At 57.2% G+C, this 14,475-nt stretch carries 16 protein-coding genes and 1 pseudogene; 8 read left to right on the top strand and 9 right to left on the bottom strand.

All coding sequences use genetic code 11. The features are described from left to right. The first annotated feature begins 6 nt into the window (after positions 1-6). From accA to tilS, 4 genes are all read left to right on the top strand, one after another. Entirely contained in the window at positions 7-966 is a 960-nt protein-coding gene (gene accA, locus KHQ24_RS09820; RefSeq protein WP_004204460.1) for an acetyl-CoA carboxylase carboxyl transferase subunit alpha, read from the top strand. 113 nt (positions 967-1,079) lie between these two features. Then, the gene (locus tag KHQ24_RS09815) at positions 1,080-3,233 is read left to right on the top strand and encodes a lysine decarboxylase LdcC (protein WP_004204462.1); all 2,154 of its coding nucleotides are present in this window, start codon (positions 1,080-1,082) and stop codon (positions 3,231-3,233) included. Positions 3,234-3,279: 46 nt separating this feature from the next. Beyond that, on the top strand, positions 3,280-3,669 hold the full coding sequence (locus KHQ24_RS09810) for a VOC family protein (protein WP_004204463.1): 390 nt from the start codon (positions 3,280-3,282) through the stop codon (positions 3,667-3,669). A 53-nt stretch (positions 3,670-3,722) separates the two neighbouring features. Next, positions 3,723-5,036, top strand: a complete 1,314-nt coding sequence (gene tilS / locus KHQ24_RS09805; RefSeq protein ID WP_108433553.1) for a tRNA lysidine(34) synthetase TilS — start codon at positions 3,723-3,725, stop codon at positions 5,034-5,036. A gap of 12 nt (positions 5,037-5,048) precedes the next feature. Here the strand turns inward: tilS and rof are convergent, their stop codons facing one another. After that, positions 5,049-5,309, bottom strand: a complete 261-nt coding sequence (gene rof, locus KHQ24_RS09800; protein ID WP_002889424.1) for a Rho-binding antiterminator — start codon at positions 5,307-5,309, stop codon at positions 5,049-5,051. Continuing rightward, the gene (locus KHQ24_RS09795; protein WP_002889429.1) at positions 5,296-5,496 is read right to left on the bottom strand and encodes a YaeP family protein; all 201 of its coding nucleotides are present in this window, start codon (positions 5,494-5,496) and stop codon (positions 5,296-5,298) included. The genes rof and KHQ24_RS09795 overlap by 14 nt, the downstream gene beginning before the upstream one ends. A gap of 196 nt (positions 5,497-5,692) precedes the next feature. On the opposite strand from KHQ24_RS09795, the gene KHQ24_RS09790 reads away from it, so the two are divergent. Genes KHQ24_RS09790 through nlpE form a run of 3 tightly spaced genes read left to right on the top strand, consistent with a single transcriptional unit; the run spans position 5,693 to position 7,389 of the window. Continuing rightward, positions 5,693-6,238 carry a YaeQ family protein gene (locus KHQ24_RS09790; protein WP_004204466.1) on the top strand — a complete coding sequence of 182 codons (546 nt, stop codon included), beginning with the start codon at positions 5,693-5,695 and terminating at the stop codon, positions 6,236-6,238. Beyond that, positions 6,235-6,648: an alternative ribosome rescue aminoacyl-tRNA hydrolase ArfB gene (gene arfB, locus KHQ24_RS09785; RefSeq protein ID WP_004204468.1), complete on the top strand. Its 414-nt coding sequence runs from the start codon at positions 6,235-6,237 to the stop codon at positions 6,646-6,648. Before KHQ24_RS09790 ends, arfB begins: the two co-directional genes overlap by 4 nt. 42 nt (positions 6,649-6,690) lie before the next feature. After that, on the top strand, positions 6,691-7,389 hold the full coding sequence (gene nlpE, locus KHQ24_RS09780; RefSeq protein ID WP_004204471.1) for an envelope stress response activation lipoprotein NlpE: 699 nt from the start codon (positions 6,691-6,693) through the stop codon (positions 7,387-7,389). A gap of 188 nt (positions 7,390-7,577) precedes the next feature. Here the strand turns inward: nlpE and KHQ24_RS09775 are convergent. The 7 genes and pseudogenes from KHQ24_RS09775 to metN all read right to left on the bottom strand — a co-directional run. Next, a pseudogene (locus KHQ24_RS09775) lies at positions 7,578-7,870 on the bottom strand (hypothetical protein); the annotation flags it as partial. 58 nt (positions 7,871-7,928) lie between these two features. Next, positions 7,929-9,647 carry a proline--tRNA ligase gene (gene proS, locus KHQ24_RS09770; protein ID WP_004204474.1) on the bottom strand — a complete coding sequence of 573 codons (1,719 nt, stop codon included), beginning with the start codon at positions 9,645-9,647 and terminating at the stop codon, positions 7,929-7,931. A 112-nt stretch (positions 9,648-9,759) separates the two neighbouring features. After that, positions 9,760-10,467 carry a tRNA (N6-threonylcarbamoyladenosine(37)-N6)-methyltransferase TrmO gene (gene tsaA, locus KHQ24_RS09765; RefSeq protein ID WP_017900660.1) on the bottom strand — a complete coding sequence of 236 codons (708 nt, stop codon included), beginning with the start codon at positions 10,465-10,467 and terminating at the stop codon, positions 9,760-9,762. Continuing rightward, positions 10,464-10,871, bottom strand: a complete 408-nt coding sequence (rcsF, locus tag KHQ24_RS09760; RefSeq protein ID WP_004204477.1) for an Rcs stress response system protein RcsF — start codon at positions 10,869-10,871, stop codon at positions 10,464-10,466. Before rcsF ends, tsaA begins: the two co-directional genes overlap by 4 nt. 107 nt (positions 10,872-10,978) lie before the next feature. Then, positions 10,979-11,794, bottom strand: a complete 816-nt coding sequence (gene metQ, locus KHQ24_RS09755; protein ID WP_002889445.1) for a methionine ABC transporter substrate-binding lipoprotein MetQ — start codon at positions 11,792-11,794, stop codon at positions 10,979-10,981. Positions 11,795-11,837: 43 nt separating this feature from the next. Continuing rightward, positions 11,838-12,491: a methionine ABC transporter permease MetI gene (locus tag KHQ24_RS09750; RefSeq protein ID WP_004204478.1), complete on the bottom strand. Its 654-nt coding sequence runs from the start codon at positions 12,489-12,491 to the stop codon at positions 11,838-11,840. Continuing rightward, positions 12,484-13,515, bottom strand: a complete 1,032-nt coding sequence (gene metN, locus KHQ24_RS09745) for a methionine ABC transporter ATP-binding protein MetN (protein ID WP_002889450.1) — start codon at positions 13,513-13,515, stop codon at positions 12,484-12,486. The genes KHQ24_RS09750 and metN overlap by 8 nt, the downstream gene beginning before the upstream one ends. A 188-nt stretch (positions 13,516-13,703) precedes the next feature. Between metN and gmhB the strand changes: the two genes are divergently transcribed. Further along, positions 13,704-14,270, top strand: a complete 567-nt coding sequence (gene gmhB / locus KHQ24_RS09740; RefSeq protein WP_004204479.1) for a D-glycero-beta-D-manno-heptose 1,7-bisphosphate 7-phosphatase — start codon at positions 13,704-13,706, stop codon at positions 14,268-14,270. Positions 14,271-14,475 lie beyond the last annotated feature (205 nt).

Below are 14,475 nucleotides of genomic sequence, written 5' to 3'. Positions count from 1 at the left end.
AATACTATGAGTCTGAATTTCCTAGATTTTGAACAGCCGATTGCAGAGCTGGAAGCGAAAATCGATTCCCTGACTGCGGTAAGCCGTCAGGATGAGAAACTGGATATTAACATCGACGAAGAAGTGCATCGTCTGCGCGAGAAAAGCGTAGAGCTGACGCGCAAAATCTTCTCCGATCTCGGTGCATGGCAGGTTGCGCAACTGGCGCGCCACCCGCGCCGTCCTTACACCCTGGATTATGTCCGCCTGGCGTTCGACGAGTTTGACGAACTGGCCGGTGACCGTGCCTACGCTGACGATAAAGCGATTGTCGGCGGTATCGCGCGTCTTGATGGTCGTCCGGTGATGATCATTGGCCACCAGAAAGGTCGCGAAACCAAAGAAAAAATTCGTCGCAACTTTGGTATGCCGGCCCCGGAAGGCTACCGCAAAGCGCTGCGCCTGATGGAGATGGCTGAGCGGTTTAAAATGCCGATCATCACCTTCATCGACACCCCGGGCGCCTACCCGGGCGTTGGCGCGGAAGAGCGCGGCCAGTCGGAAGCGATCGCTCGCAATCTACGTGAAATGTCGCGTCTGAGCGTGCCGGTGATCTGCACCGTGATCGGCGAAGGCGGCTCCGGCGGCGCGCTGGCTATCGGCGTGGGCGACAAGGTCAACATGCTGCAGTACAGCACCTATTCGGTGATTTCGCCGGAAGGCTGTGCCTCCATTCTGTGGAAGAGCGCGGATAAAGCGCCGCTGGCTGCGGAAGCGATGGGCATTATTGCCCCGCGTCTGAAAGAGCTGAAGCTGATCGATTCTATCGTTCCGGAACCGCTGGGCGGCGCCCACCGCAACCCGGAAGCGATGGCGGCAAACCTGAAAGCGCAGCTGCTGGCGGACCTGGCCGATCTCGATCTTCTCAGCGAAGAAGAGCTGCTTAACCGCCGCTATCAACGTCTGATGAGCTACGGTTACGCCTAAGTATTCCGCTAGCGCAAAAGACTAAGGGCCGGATTTTCCGGCCCTTTTTTTATGTGCGATGCGCCCAGGGGATTGCTATGATGCTGGACTTAGGTGAATACCAGGAGGAAAGCGTGAATATCATCGCCATCATGGGGCCTCACGGCGTCTATCACAAAGACGAGCCGATCAAAGAACTGGAAGCGGCGCTGCAGCGCCAGGGCTTTCAGACCATCTGGCCGCAAAACAGCGCCGACCTGCTGCAGTTTATCGAGCACAACCCGCGCATCTGCGGCGTGATCTTCGACTGGGATGAGTACAGCGTCGATCTGTGCAGCGATATCAATCAGCTCAATGAATATCTGCCTCTGTACGCCTTTATTAACGCCCACTCGACGATGGATGTCAGCAGTCAGGATCTGCGCATGACGCTGTGGTTCTTCGAATATGCGCTGGGACTCTCCGAAGAGATCGCCACCCGCATCGGGCAGTATACCCGCGAGTACCTGGACAATATCACCCCGCCGTTTACCCGCGCGCTGTTTAACTATGTGCAGGAGGGTAAATATACCTTTTGTACGCCGGGTCATATGGGCGGCAGCGCCTATCAGAAAAGCCCAGTGGGCTGCCTGTTCTATGACTTTTTTGGCGGGAATACGCTGAAGGCGGATGTCTCGATTTCGGTCACCGAGCTGGGCTCCCTGCTGGATCATACCGGCCCGCATCTGGAGGCGGAGGAGTATATCGCTCGCGCCTTTGGCGCCGAGCAAAGCTATATGGTGACCAACGGTACCTCAACGTCCAATAAAATTGTCGGCATGTACTCGGCGCCCGCCGGCAGCACGCTGCTGATTGACCGTAACTGTCACAAATCGCTGGCCCACCTGCTGATGATGAGCGATGTGGTTCCCCTGTGGCTGAAGCCGACCCGCAACGCGCTGGGGATCCTCGGCGGTATCCCCCGGCGCGAGTTTACCCGCGACAGTATTCAGCAGAAAGTGCGCGACACGGGCGGGGCGCAGTGGCCCGTGCATGCGGTGATCACCAACTCCACCTACGATGGCCTGCTCTACAACACCACCTGGCTTAAAGAGACGCTCGACGTCCCGTCGATCCATTTCGATTCCGCCTGGGTGCCGTATACCCATTTCCATCCGATATATCAGGGGAAAAGCGGCATGAGCGGTGAGCGGATCCCCGGTAAAGTCATCTTCGAGACGCAGTCGACGCATAAGATGCTGGCCGCGCTGTCGCAGGCCTCGTTGATCCACATTAAGGGCAACTATGATGAAGAGACCTTTAATGAAGCCTTTATGATGCATACCTCTACATCGCCGAGCTACCCCATCGTCGCGTCGATTGAGACCGCGGCGGCGATGCTGCGCGGTAACTCCGGTAAGCGCCTGATCCAGCGCTCCATTGAGCGGGCGCTGGACTTCCGCAAAGAGGTGCAGCGACTGCGCGAAGAGTCGGACGGCTGGTTCTTTGATATCTGGCAGCCGGAAGCGGTGGATAAAGCCGAGTGCTGGCCGGTGGCACCGGGCGAAGACTGGCACGGTTTCAAAGATGCCGATGCGGATCATATGTATCTCGATCCGGTGAAGGTCACCATTCTGACGCCGGGCATGGACGAGCAGGGGAATATGGATGAAGAGGGGATCCCGGCGGCGCTGGTGGCGAAGTTCCTCGACGAGCGGGGCGTGGTGGTGGAGAAAACGGGCCCCTACAACCTGCTGTTCCTCTTTAGCATCGGTATCGATAAAACCCGGGCGATGGGGCTGCTGCGCGGCCTGACCGAGTTTAAGCGTGCCTACGATCTCAATCTGCGGGTGAAGAATATGCTGCCGGATCTGTACGCCGAAGATCCCGACTTCTACCGCAATATGCGGATCCAGGATCTGGCGCAGGGGATCCACCGCTTGATCCGCCAGCACCAGCTGCCGCAGCTGATGCTCAGCGCCTTTGACGTCCTGCCGGAAATGAAAATGACGCCGCATCATGCCTGGCAGCGCCAGATTAAAGGTGAGGTGGAAACTATTGAACTGGAGAACCTGGTGGGCCGGATTTCGGCCAACATGATCCTCCCTTATCCGCCGGGGGTACCGCTGCTGATGCCAGGAGAGATGATCACGGAGGAGAGCCGGGCGGTGCTCGACTTCCTGCTGATGCTCTGCTCCATAGGACGTCATTACCCGGGGTTTGAGACCGATATTCACGGCGCGAAGCGCGATGAGGACGGCGTTTATCGGGTACGAGTCTTAAAAAATGACGAAAGGCTTGCGCGTTAACGGCGCGCACGAGTAACGTGGCTGGCTTAACAGAAGGAGTTTGACCATGCTGGGTTTGAAACGGGTTCACCATATTGCCATCATTGCGACCGACTACGCCCGCAGTAAAGCGTTCTATTGCGATACTCTGGGGTTTACGCTGCAAAGCGAGTTTTATCGCGCCGAGCGTGACTCCTGGAAAGGCGATCTGGCGCTCAACGGCGAGTATGTGATTGAGCTGTTCTCGTTCCCGTTTCCGCCGGCCCGCCCCAGTCGTCCGGAAGCCTGCGGGCTGCGTCATCTGGCCTTTAGCGTGGATGATATCGACGCTGCGGTAGCGCATTTGACTGCGCATGGCGTGGAGTGCGAAGCGATTCGCGTCGATCCCTTTACCGGTAAACGCTTTACCTTCTTTAGCGATCCGGACGACCTGCCGCTGGAAATATATCAGCAGTAAACCTTGCCAGCGCGACCCTGGCCCGGTAACGTGCCGGGCCATCACTTCTTGGTATGTTTGTGGTTATGACGGCTGACATTGCGCATACGCTTCATCCCCATCGCCAGCTGCTGGTGGCCTTCAGCGGCGGTCTGGACTCGACGGTTCTTCTGCATCAGCTGGTGCTGCTGCGGGAACAGGATCCCTCGCTGACGCTGCGGGCGGTGCATGTTCACCACGGCCTTAGCGCCCACGCAGACGACTGGGTGGCGCACTGTCGGCAGATTTGCCAGCAGTGGCAGGTGCCGTTGGTGGTGCATCGCGTGACGTTAGCCCGGGGCGGCCTGGGCGTCGAGGCCCATGCCCGTGCGGCGCGCTATCAGGCCTTTCAGGATACGCTCAATGCCGGCGAGGTGTTAGTGACCGCCCAGCACCAGGATGACCAGTGCGAAACGCTGTTGCTGGCGTTAAAACGCGGCAGCGGTCCTACTGGTCTGTCGGCGATGGCGCCATCCTCTGCCTTTGCCGACAGCCGATTACTGCGTCCTCTCCTCAATGAAACCCGCGAATCGCTACGCCAGTGGGCGCTCGCCCATCAGTTGTCGTGGATTGAAGATGAGAGTAATCAGGACGATACCTATGACCGCAACTTTCTGCGCCTGCGGGTGATCCCGCTGCTGCGCGAGCGCTGGCCGCACTTTAGCGAGGCCGTCGCCCGCAGCGCCAGCCTGTGCGCCGAGCAGGAGCAACTGCTGGACGAGATACTGGCGGCGGAGCTCGCGTCGCTGGCGGCCGAAGACGGGTCGCTGGCTATCGCACCACTGACGTCGATGAGTTCTCCCCGCCGCGCGGCGCTGCTGCGTCGCTGGCTCGCCGGGCAGCGGGCGCCGATGCCTGCCCGCGAGGTGCCGGAGCGCCTCTGGCACGAGGTGGCGCTGGCGCGGGAAGATGCCAGCCCCTGCCTGCGGTTGGGGGAATTTACCGTCCGTCGTTTTCAGCAGCGCTTGTACTGGGTGAGATATGTACCCGGGCAGGCGGATAGCGTCCAGCACTGGCCCGACTGGCGCCAGCCGCTGCGGCTGGCGGACGGTCTCGGCGAGCTGATGCTGCAGCCGGGCGGCAGGCTGCGCCCGCCCTCGGCGGATGAGCCGATCACCGTCCGCTTTCGCGCCAGCGGCAATTTGCATATCGTCGGGCGTCATGGCGGCCGTAAGCTAAAGAAGATCTGGCAGGAGCTGGGCGTTGCTCCGTGGCGACGAGACACCACGCCGCTGCTGTTTTACGGTGAAACGCCGATTGCCGCAGCGGACAATCTGTTTGTGACCCACGAAGGTGAAGTCAAAGACGGGGAAGGGGTCAGTCTGACATGGAGGAAAACGGGCGGTTAAGCCCGTTTTGATTCAGGATTCGCTCACCACCACGGTGCCGATTTCCGGGTGACTGAAGCTGGCGATTTTATCCAGGCGCAGCTCGCGGACGTTGCCGGCGAGTTCGACCACCAGATACTCGATATTTTTACGCGAGATTAGATCGCTGGCCTTCGCCTGCAGCTGTTCGCCATCCTTCAGCGCCAGCGTCAGCACCAGGTGATGCTGGCAGGCCAGCTCCAGGTTGTCGTAATCATCGCAGTTAATGGGTTGATAAGTATCATTCATTGACATAATCGCTCACCAGTAAGTTTGCTGCCGCATAAGCGGCCTTTTCCCTGACTGACTCCGAAAGGGCCTCATCCGCCGCAATCTCATTTAATACTTTCAACACGCAACCCAGCGCATCCGGGATATACCCTAAGTCTCCGCTGGCTATTTCCGCATACCGCTTGCGTATTAACTCACAATAGTGGTCCACATGCCCTCCTGTCAGCGTTCTGACTCAACCGTGGGATGCAAGTTTAAGCCTACGAAGATAAACTCTGTTTAGCAAGGGAACTATATCATAGTCATTTAAGCAATTTCAGCAGGATGAAACAGGTTGCTGCGATTGCTGACAGCCTTTTGCCGCCAGTTTCGCTACAATGTACGCCATTTTTTTCAGGAGTTTATTCATGGCGCTGAAAGCGACGATATATAAAGCCGCGGTGAATGTAGCCGATCTGGATCGCAACCAGTTTCTGGATGCTAACCTGACGCTGGCGCAGCACCCGTCGGAAACCCAGGAGCGCATGATGCTGCGCTTGCTGGCGTGGATCAAATATGCCGATGAACGGCTGCAGTTTACACGCGGCCTCTCGTCAGACGACGAGCCGGAGCTGTGGCTGCTTAACGATCATCTCGGGGTTGATCTGTGGATCGAGCTGGGGCTGCCGGACGAGAAACGTATCAAGAAAGCCTGCTCGCGGGCGCAGGCGGTGGCGTTGTTCGCCTATAACAGCCGGGCGGCTGAAATCTGGTGGCAGCAAAATCAGAACAAGCTTGCGGCGTACCCGAAGCTGACCATCTGGTATCTTGATGATGCCCAGCTGGCGCAGCTTAGCGCTTTTGCCGACCGCACGATGACGCTGCAGGCCACGTTGCAGGAGGGGAGCATCTGGTTATCCGATGCTCAGAATAATCTGGAAATTCAGCTTACCGCCTGGCAAGCGCCGGCATGATTACTATCAGCCGCAGTGTGGCCATTGCTGATAACGAGATCACGCTGGAAGGTATTCGCGCCCAGGGGGCCGGGGGCCAGCACGTGAACAAAGCGTCGACCGCGATCCATCTGCGCTTCGATATTAAAGCCTCGAGCCTGCCGGCGTTTTACAAAGAGCGCCTGCTCGCCGCCAGCCATCACTTAATTTCTGCTGACGGTGTGGTTATCATTAAGGCTCAGGAATATCGCAGTCAGGAGATGAACCGCGAAGCGGCGATCGCCCGGCTGGTGGCCCTTATCAAAGAATTAACCGCAGTGCAAAAAAGTCGCCGGGAGACGCGACCGACTCGGGCATCCAAAGAGCGACGCCTTGCTTCTAAGGCGCAAAAGTCCTCAGTCAAGGCGCTGCGTGGAAAAGTTCGCCAGTGAAGGCGTCGGCGAACGGGTGGAATGGATCATAAGGAAAGTAGAGTGAAGAAAATCATATTCTCCGTGATAGCGGCCTGTTCGCTGTTCGCGCTGTTTGGTTGTAACCATCGCGCCGAAAATGACACGGTTCAGCCGGCAGCGATGGAAGAGCTCAAACCGATGCAGCAAAGCTGGCGTGGAGTGCTGCCCTGCGCGGATTGCGAAGGCATCGACACCTCGCTGTTCCTGGAAAAAGACGGTACCTGGGTGATGAATGAGCACTACCAGGGCGCTGGTCGTGAACCATCTTCCTTTGCCTCTTACGGCACCTGGGCGCGTACGGCGGATAAGCTGGTACTGACCAACAGCAAGGGCGAAAAATCGTACTTTCGCGCGAAGGGCGACAAGCTGGAGATGCTCGACCGCAACGGGAGTCCCATTCAGTCTCCTCTCAACTATACCCTGGAGCCGGTGAAGGCCAGCCTGCCGACCACCCCGATGGCGATGCGTGGCATGTACTTCTATATGGCCGATGCGGCAACCTTTACTGATTGCGCGACCGGTAAACGCGTCGCGGTGGCGAACAATGCCCAGCTTGAGCGGGATTATGCCGCTGCCCGTGGCAATGATTCACGTCCGGTTCTGCTGGTGGTGGAAGGGCACTTTACCCTCGAGGCGAACCCGGATACCGGCGAAATGATGAAAACGCTGATGACGGATCAGGCCGGCAAATTTATTCCAGGGAAAGACTGCGGACACTGATTGTCCGGCTCCTGCCCGGGAAACGGGCAGGAGATACGCCTCAGCGGTAGCCGGCCAGCGGACTTCGGTTATGGTGGTTTTACCGTCCCCCCTTTTCCACCAACCATAGCGCACGAATCATGAGCCTCATGACGGGTGGGAAAGGGCAAATCGTTCTTTTACTCCGCACCGGCCTTCGGTTTGTTCACCAGATACAGCGCGACGTGGCTCACGGAAGAGGGGCTGAAGGCGCGGATCCCAAACCAAGTGACGCCGAGGCTGGAGAAGAAGAGCAGGTCGCCGGAACGAAGGTCGCTTTCGGCGATTTCGCGCAGTCCGCTGCCGGCAATCGAGCTTTGGCGCCGGAGGGGACAGCCCATGGCGGTGAGCGGCCATCGGTCGCGGATGCGGAAGGGGTGCTGCGGCCGACGTCTACAGTGCAGGCGGTAGGCAGGAGCAGGGCGGAGGTCAGCAGCCCGCTGCTGAGAAGAGGTGCAGTCATGGGTACAGTCCTTGTAAAAAAAAGGCCCTGACATCCGTTCAGGGCCCTGGTTGGGTGATTAGCCTTTTATCGCTTTAACCAGATATTCCACAATATCCCCGGTCTTAATCAGCTGCTTCTCACCGTTGCGACGATACTTGTATTCGATATCGTCATTGTCGAGGTTACGATCGCCCAGCACGATGGTGTGCGGGATACCGATCAGCTCCATATCGGCGAACATCACGCCCGGACGCTCTTTACGATCGTCCATCAGCACTTCAATACCCTGGGCGCTCAGCTCGGCGTACAGTTTCTCCGCCAGCTCCTGCACACGGTAAGATTTGTGCATGTTCATCGGCAGGATCGCCACCTGGAACGGCGCAATCGCATCCGGCCAGACGATACCGCGATCGTCAAAGTTCTGCTCAATCGCCGCCGCCACTACGCGAGTGACCCCGATACCATAGCAACCCATCGTCAGGATCTGGTTGCGGCCATCTTCGCCCTGGACCGCGGCTTTCATCGCCTCGGAGTACTTCGTCCCCAGCTGGAAGATATGACCCACTTCGATACCGCGCTTGATAAGCAGGGTACCTTTGCCGTCCGGGCTCGGATCGCCGGCGACGACGTTACGGATGTCCGCGACTTCCGGCGTGGCGACATCGCGGTCCCAGTTGATGCCGAAGTAGTGTTTGCCATCGATGTTGGCGCCGGCGGCGAAATCGCTCATCACCGCCACAGTACGGTCGATAATCACCGGCACCGGCAGGTTCACCGGACCCAGAGAGCCCGGACCGGCTTTCACCAGGGCGCGGATCTCTTCTTCGGTGGCGAAGGTCAGCGGGCTGGCGACCTGCGGCAGTTTTTCCGCTTTCACTTCGTTCAGCTCGTGATCGCCGCGCACCAGCAGGGCAACCAGCGGGGAAGCGCTATCTTCAACCGCTTTCACCAGCAGGGTTTTCACGGTTTTTTCGATCGGCAGGTTGAACTGCTCAACCAGCTCGGCGATGGTTTTGGCGTTCGGCGTGTCGACCAGGGTCATCTCCTGGGTGGCGGCCGCGCGCGGCGTTTTCGGCGCAACGGCTTCCGCAAACTCGATGTTTGCCGCGTAGTCGGAGCTGTCGGAGAAGATCACATCGTCTTCGCCGCTCTGCGCCAGCACCTGGAATTCATGAGAGGCGCTGCCGCCGATAGAGCCGGTATCAGCCTGTACCGCGCGGAAGTCCAGCCCCATGCGGCTGAAGATTTTACTGTAAGCGGCGTACATCGCATCGTAGGTTTCCTGCAGCGATTCCTGCGAAGTATGGAAAGAGTACGCATCTTTCATCAGGAATTCGCGGGAGCGCATCACGCCGAAACGCGGACGCACTTCGTCGCGGAATTTGGTCTGGATCTGATAGAAGTTCAGCGGCAGCTGCTTATAGGAGTTCAGCTCGTTGCGGATCAGGTCGGTGATGACCTCTTCGTGGGTTGGACCGAGGACGAACGGACGATCGCCACGATCGGCAATGCGCAGCAGTTCCGGGCCGTACTGCTCCCAGCGACCGCTCTCCTGCCATAGTTCAGATGGCTGAACGACCGGCATTAACACCTCGATCGCACCGGCGTTGTTCATCTCTTCACGCACGATGTTTTCGACTTTTTTCAGGACGCGCACGCCGGTCGGCAGCCAGGTGTATAACCCGGAGGCCAGCTTGCGGATCATCCCGGCGCGCAGCATCAGCTGGTGGCTGATTACCTCGGCGTCGGCAGGTGTCTCCTTCAGAGTGGAGAGCAGATATTGGCTAGTACGCATGTTGTAACGGTTCCAGTTAAACGAGCGGAACAGGCTGGTTGCCCAGCCTGAAACAAAAAAAGTGGTTTAGTTTACCAGTGTGGCAAAGATGCCAAAAGAGAGGAAAATAAAATTAGCGCGCTTCGAGGGCAAAGACTTCAAAACCGGCGGCAGTCACCCGCCAGCGGACGTTGAAATCCAGCAGCCAGACGGCGTAATTTTTACCTGCCTCTTCTTCCTTACGATAGGCCGGACGCGGATCCTGCGCCAGCACCTCTCGGATAAACGCCTTCAGATGCGGATAACGCTTCTCCAGATGCAAAAGCTGCGTTTCGACCTCGGCGGTAAAACTGACGACCTGATCCGCCTGCGGTGCCTGTTGCGCGTAGCTGGCGTGCGCGTTGGGCAGCGCTTCGGCAAACGGCAGATAGGGTTTGATGTCGACCACCGGCGTACCGTCGACGAGATCGAGGCTGCCGAGCTCCAGTATCACCTGCTCTTTTTGACAGCGAACGCCCTTCAGCTCAACCAGCGACATGCCAATGGGATTGGGGCGAAACGTGGAGCGGGTGGCGAAGACGCCCATACGCGCGTTGCCCCCGAGACGGGGAGGGCGCACCGTCGGACGCCAGCCGCCTTCCATGGTCTGATGAAACACAAACAAGATCCACAGATGGCTGAAGCTTTCCAGACCACGCACGGCGTCGGCCTGGTTGTAGGGCGCGATCAGATGGAGTTCTCCGCCGCCGTGCTTGACCAGACCCGGCTGGCGAGGCACGGCAAACTTCTCTTTATACGGCGAGCGGATAACGCCTATCTGCGCGAACTGAAATGCACTCATTGCGCCGATACGTTAAGCGCCGAGCCCAGACAAACCGCCTGACGGTAGCAGCCTGGGGTACCGCTGGTCACTTCGCAGCGGTGCAGCAGGACAGCATTGGCTTTCATTCGTGCGGCATTAATCTGCAGGCGCTTGCGGGCGGTAGGGATATTCGGCGGAGAATCCTGATTCGAAGCCTGGCAGGACTCGCCAGACACTTCACCCAGATCGCGGAACGGTTTACCTACCAGCTCTGACGCATCGGTATAAATACGTACCGGCGCCGGACGGGTTGCGCGTGGTTTGGTCGGCTCCGATTTAACCGGAGGAGTTGCAGTGCTTTGAACAGGCTCGACGGGAGATCTGCTTAGCATGGAACAACCGCTTAACATGAGTGCTATCAAACAGACCGGTAAAGCACGCATAATATTTCCTCAATGAATAAAAAACAGGGCGTTATTGAATCAGGTGCTTGCATAAATGACAAGACGGGCGTGAAGCCCGTCCTGAATGATATTACGGTGAGAAAAGATTACCAGCCTTTCACTGCGCCGCCGTTAAAGATCTTGTTTGCTGCTTCGTAAACTTCATCGCTCTGGTAAGCCTGAACGAATTTTTTCACATTCTCAGCATCTTTATTGTCTTCACGCGCCACGATCAGGTTCACGTACGGCGACTCTTTCCCTTCAACAAAGATGCCGTCTTTCGCCGGGGTCAGGCCAATCTGGCTGGCGTAAGTGGTGTTGATAACGGCCAGCGCAATCTGCGCGTCGTCGAGAGAACGCGGCAGCTGCGGCGCTTCCAGTTCAACAATCTTCAGGTTTTTCGGGTTCTCGACGATATCCAGTGAGGTCGGCAGCAGGCCAACGCCGTCTTTCAGTTTGATCAGGCCCACCTGCTGCAGCAGCAGCAGAGAACGACCGAGGTTGGTCGGATCGTTAGGGACGGCGATCTGCGAGCCCGGCTGCAGTTCGTCCAGCGATTTGATTTTCTTCGAGTAACCCGCGATCGGGTAGACGAAGGTATTGCCGACAGCCACCAGCTTGTAGCCGCGGTCTTTAATCTGCTGGTCGAGGTACGGTTTATGCTGGAAGGCGTTGACGTCGATATCACCTTTGCTCAGCGCTTCGTTCGGCAGAACGTAATCGTTGAAGGTCACCAGCTCAACGTCAAGGCCATACTTCTCTTTTGCCACTTTCTGCGCGACTTCAGCGACCTGCTGCTCCGCCCCGACGATAACGCCGACTTTAATATGATTCGGATCTTTTTCATCCTGACCGCAACCCACCAGCGCCAGAGAACCGATTAACGCACCAACTGCCGCAAAGGTTTTGAAATTAAAGGCCATGTTATTTCCTTCCTGTAAGAATGAGTGTTGTCTGCCAATAACGTTATTTATGAGTCACAGCCCGGACGATGCGATCGCCAGAGAATTGAATTAAATAAACCAGAATAACCAGCAATACCAGTACGGTATTCATCACGGTGGCGTTGTAGCCGATATAGCCATACTGATAACCAATCTGCCCCAAACCGCCGGCGCCCACCGCGCCGCCCATGGCGGAATAGCCCACCAGGGTGATAAGAGTGATAGTGGCGGCGTTGACCAGACCCGGCAGCGCTTCAGGCAGCAGAACCTTACGCACGATCTGCAGCGGCGTAGCGCCCATTGCCCGGGAGGCTTCAATAAGGCCTGTCGGGATCTCCAGCAGCGCGTTCTCCACCATGCGAGCGATAAACGGCGCGGCGCCCACTGTCAACGGCACGATCGCCGCCTGCAGGCCGATTGAGGTGCCGACGATCACGCGGGTAAACGGGATCATCCAGACCAACAGGATAATGAACGGGATGGAGCGGAAAATGTTCACCAGCGCCGACAGCGTCCGGTACAGTTTAGCATTGGCGACGATTTGCCCCGGACGGGTCACGTACAGCAGCACGCCCACCGGCAGACCAAGGACAAAACCGAAGAAGCCGGAGACAAAGGTCATTGCCAGCGTTTCCCATACGCCGCGCAACAGCAGCCACATCATTGCCTCAGACATAACCCAATACCTCTACTTTTACATGATGTTCCTGCAGCCAGGCGATAGCCGCCTGAGTGTCTTCCTGTGTACCGTGCATTTCAGTCAGCATGATGCCGAACTTCACCCCGCCGGCATAATCCATCTGCGCGCTAATAATGTTGTTATTCACGTTGAAGCGACGCGCGGTTTCAGAAAGCAGCGGCGCATCGACGGAGTGGCCGGTAAATTCCATGCGCAGCATCGGTACGCTATCCGCTGTAGCGGTAGGTTTCAGGCGCGCCTGGTAGTCATCCGGAATATCCAGGTGCAGGGTCGACTGAATAAACTGCTGGGCCAGCGGCGTCTTCGGATGGGAGAAGACTTCGCTCACCGTGTCCTGTTCAATCAACTGGCCGTTGCTAATCACTGCCACGCAGTCGCAAATGCGTTTCACCACATCCATTTCGTGGGTGATCAGCAGGATGGTCAGCCCCAGACGACGGTTAATATCTTTCAGCAGTTCGAGAATGGAACGGGTGGTGGCCGGATCCAGGGCGCTGGTGGCTTCATCGCACAGCAGTACCTTGGGGTTACTGGCCAGCGCGCGGGCAATGGCGACACGCTGTTTCTGACCGCCGGAGAGATTAGCCGGATAGCTGTCGTGCTTATCACCCAGGCCGACAAGATCCAGCAGCTCCGTCACGCGGCGTTTGATTTCTGCCTGTGGCGTGTTATCCAGCTCCAGAGGTAACGCCACGTTGCCGAAAACGGTGCGGGATGCCAGCAGGTTAAAATGCTGGAAAATCATGCCAATCTGACGGCGAGCGCGGGTTAGCTCTTTTTCCGACAGCGCAGTCAGCTCCTGACCGTCAACCTGTACGCTGCCCTCGGTCGGGCGCTCCAGCAGGTTAACGCAGCGAATCAGCGTACTTTTACCGGCGCCGGAGGCACCGATGACGCCGTAAATCTGTCCGGCAGGGACATGCAGGCTGACGTTATTCAGCGCCTGAATGCTGCGATTCCCCTGCTGGAACACTTTGGTGATATTGGAAAGTTTAATCATCAGTTATTTATTATCGTTTAGCCGTTTGCCGTGGCATTTTCTTCTGCCGTATCCAGGCGATGCCTGGCAATGAAATGGATGTTAAGGCATCCAGACGTCTAAATCAATCTGACTCTTTATAATGAGCACTTTCTTGCATGCGGAAACATGCGATACTAACGGCACTAGCCTTTTTCAGGAGCAAACCGGTGGCAAAGTCAGTACCCGCAATTTTTCTCGACCGTGACGGCACTATTAATGTCGATCATGGCTACGTCCACGAAATCGACAATTTTGAATTTATCGATGGCGTCATTGACGCAATGCGCGAACTAAAAGAGATGGGCTACGCGCTGGTGCTGGTCACTAACCAGTCCGGTATTGCTCGCGGTAAATTTACCGAAGCCCAGTTTGAAACGCTGACCGAATGGATGGACTGGTCCCTGGCAGACCGTGGCGTTGATCTGGACGGTATCTATTATTGCCCGCATCACCCGCAGGGTGCGGTTGAGGAGTACCGTCAGACCTGTGATTGCCGTAAACCGCATCCGGGGATGCTGATCTCCGCCCGCGATTATCTGCATATCGATATGGCCGCTTCCTATATGGTTGGGGACAAACTGGAAGATATGCAGGCTGCAGCGGCTGCTGATGTCGGTACTAAAGTGCTGGTGCGTACCGGTAAGCCTGTTACTGAAGAAGCGGAAAAAGCCGCGGACTGGGTGCTAAATAGCCTGACAGAGCTGCCGGCGGCGATTAAAAAGCAGCAAAAATAAGCGTTACGTATAAAAGATGAGCGGTTGAAATAAAATTGTATTTTTCCGCTTGTCATTCCCGGCGGGCTCCCTATAATGCGCCTCCATCGACACGGCGGATGTGAATCACTTCACACAAACAGCCGGTTCGGTTGAAGAGAAAAATCCTGAAAAACGGGTTGACTCTGAAAGAGGAAGGCGTAATATACGCCACCTCGCGACAGAG

It is taken from the genome of Klebsiella sp. 54, assembly GCF_018223875.1.
Taxonomy (GTDB): Bacteria; Pseudomonadota; Gammaproteobacteria; order Enterobacterales; family Enterobacteriaceae; genus Klebsiella; species Klebsiella quasipneumoniae.
Note: the sequence above shows the minus strand (reverse complement) of the source record. Positions and strands in the feature narration are given on the sequence as shown.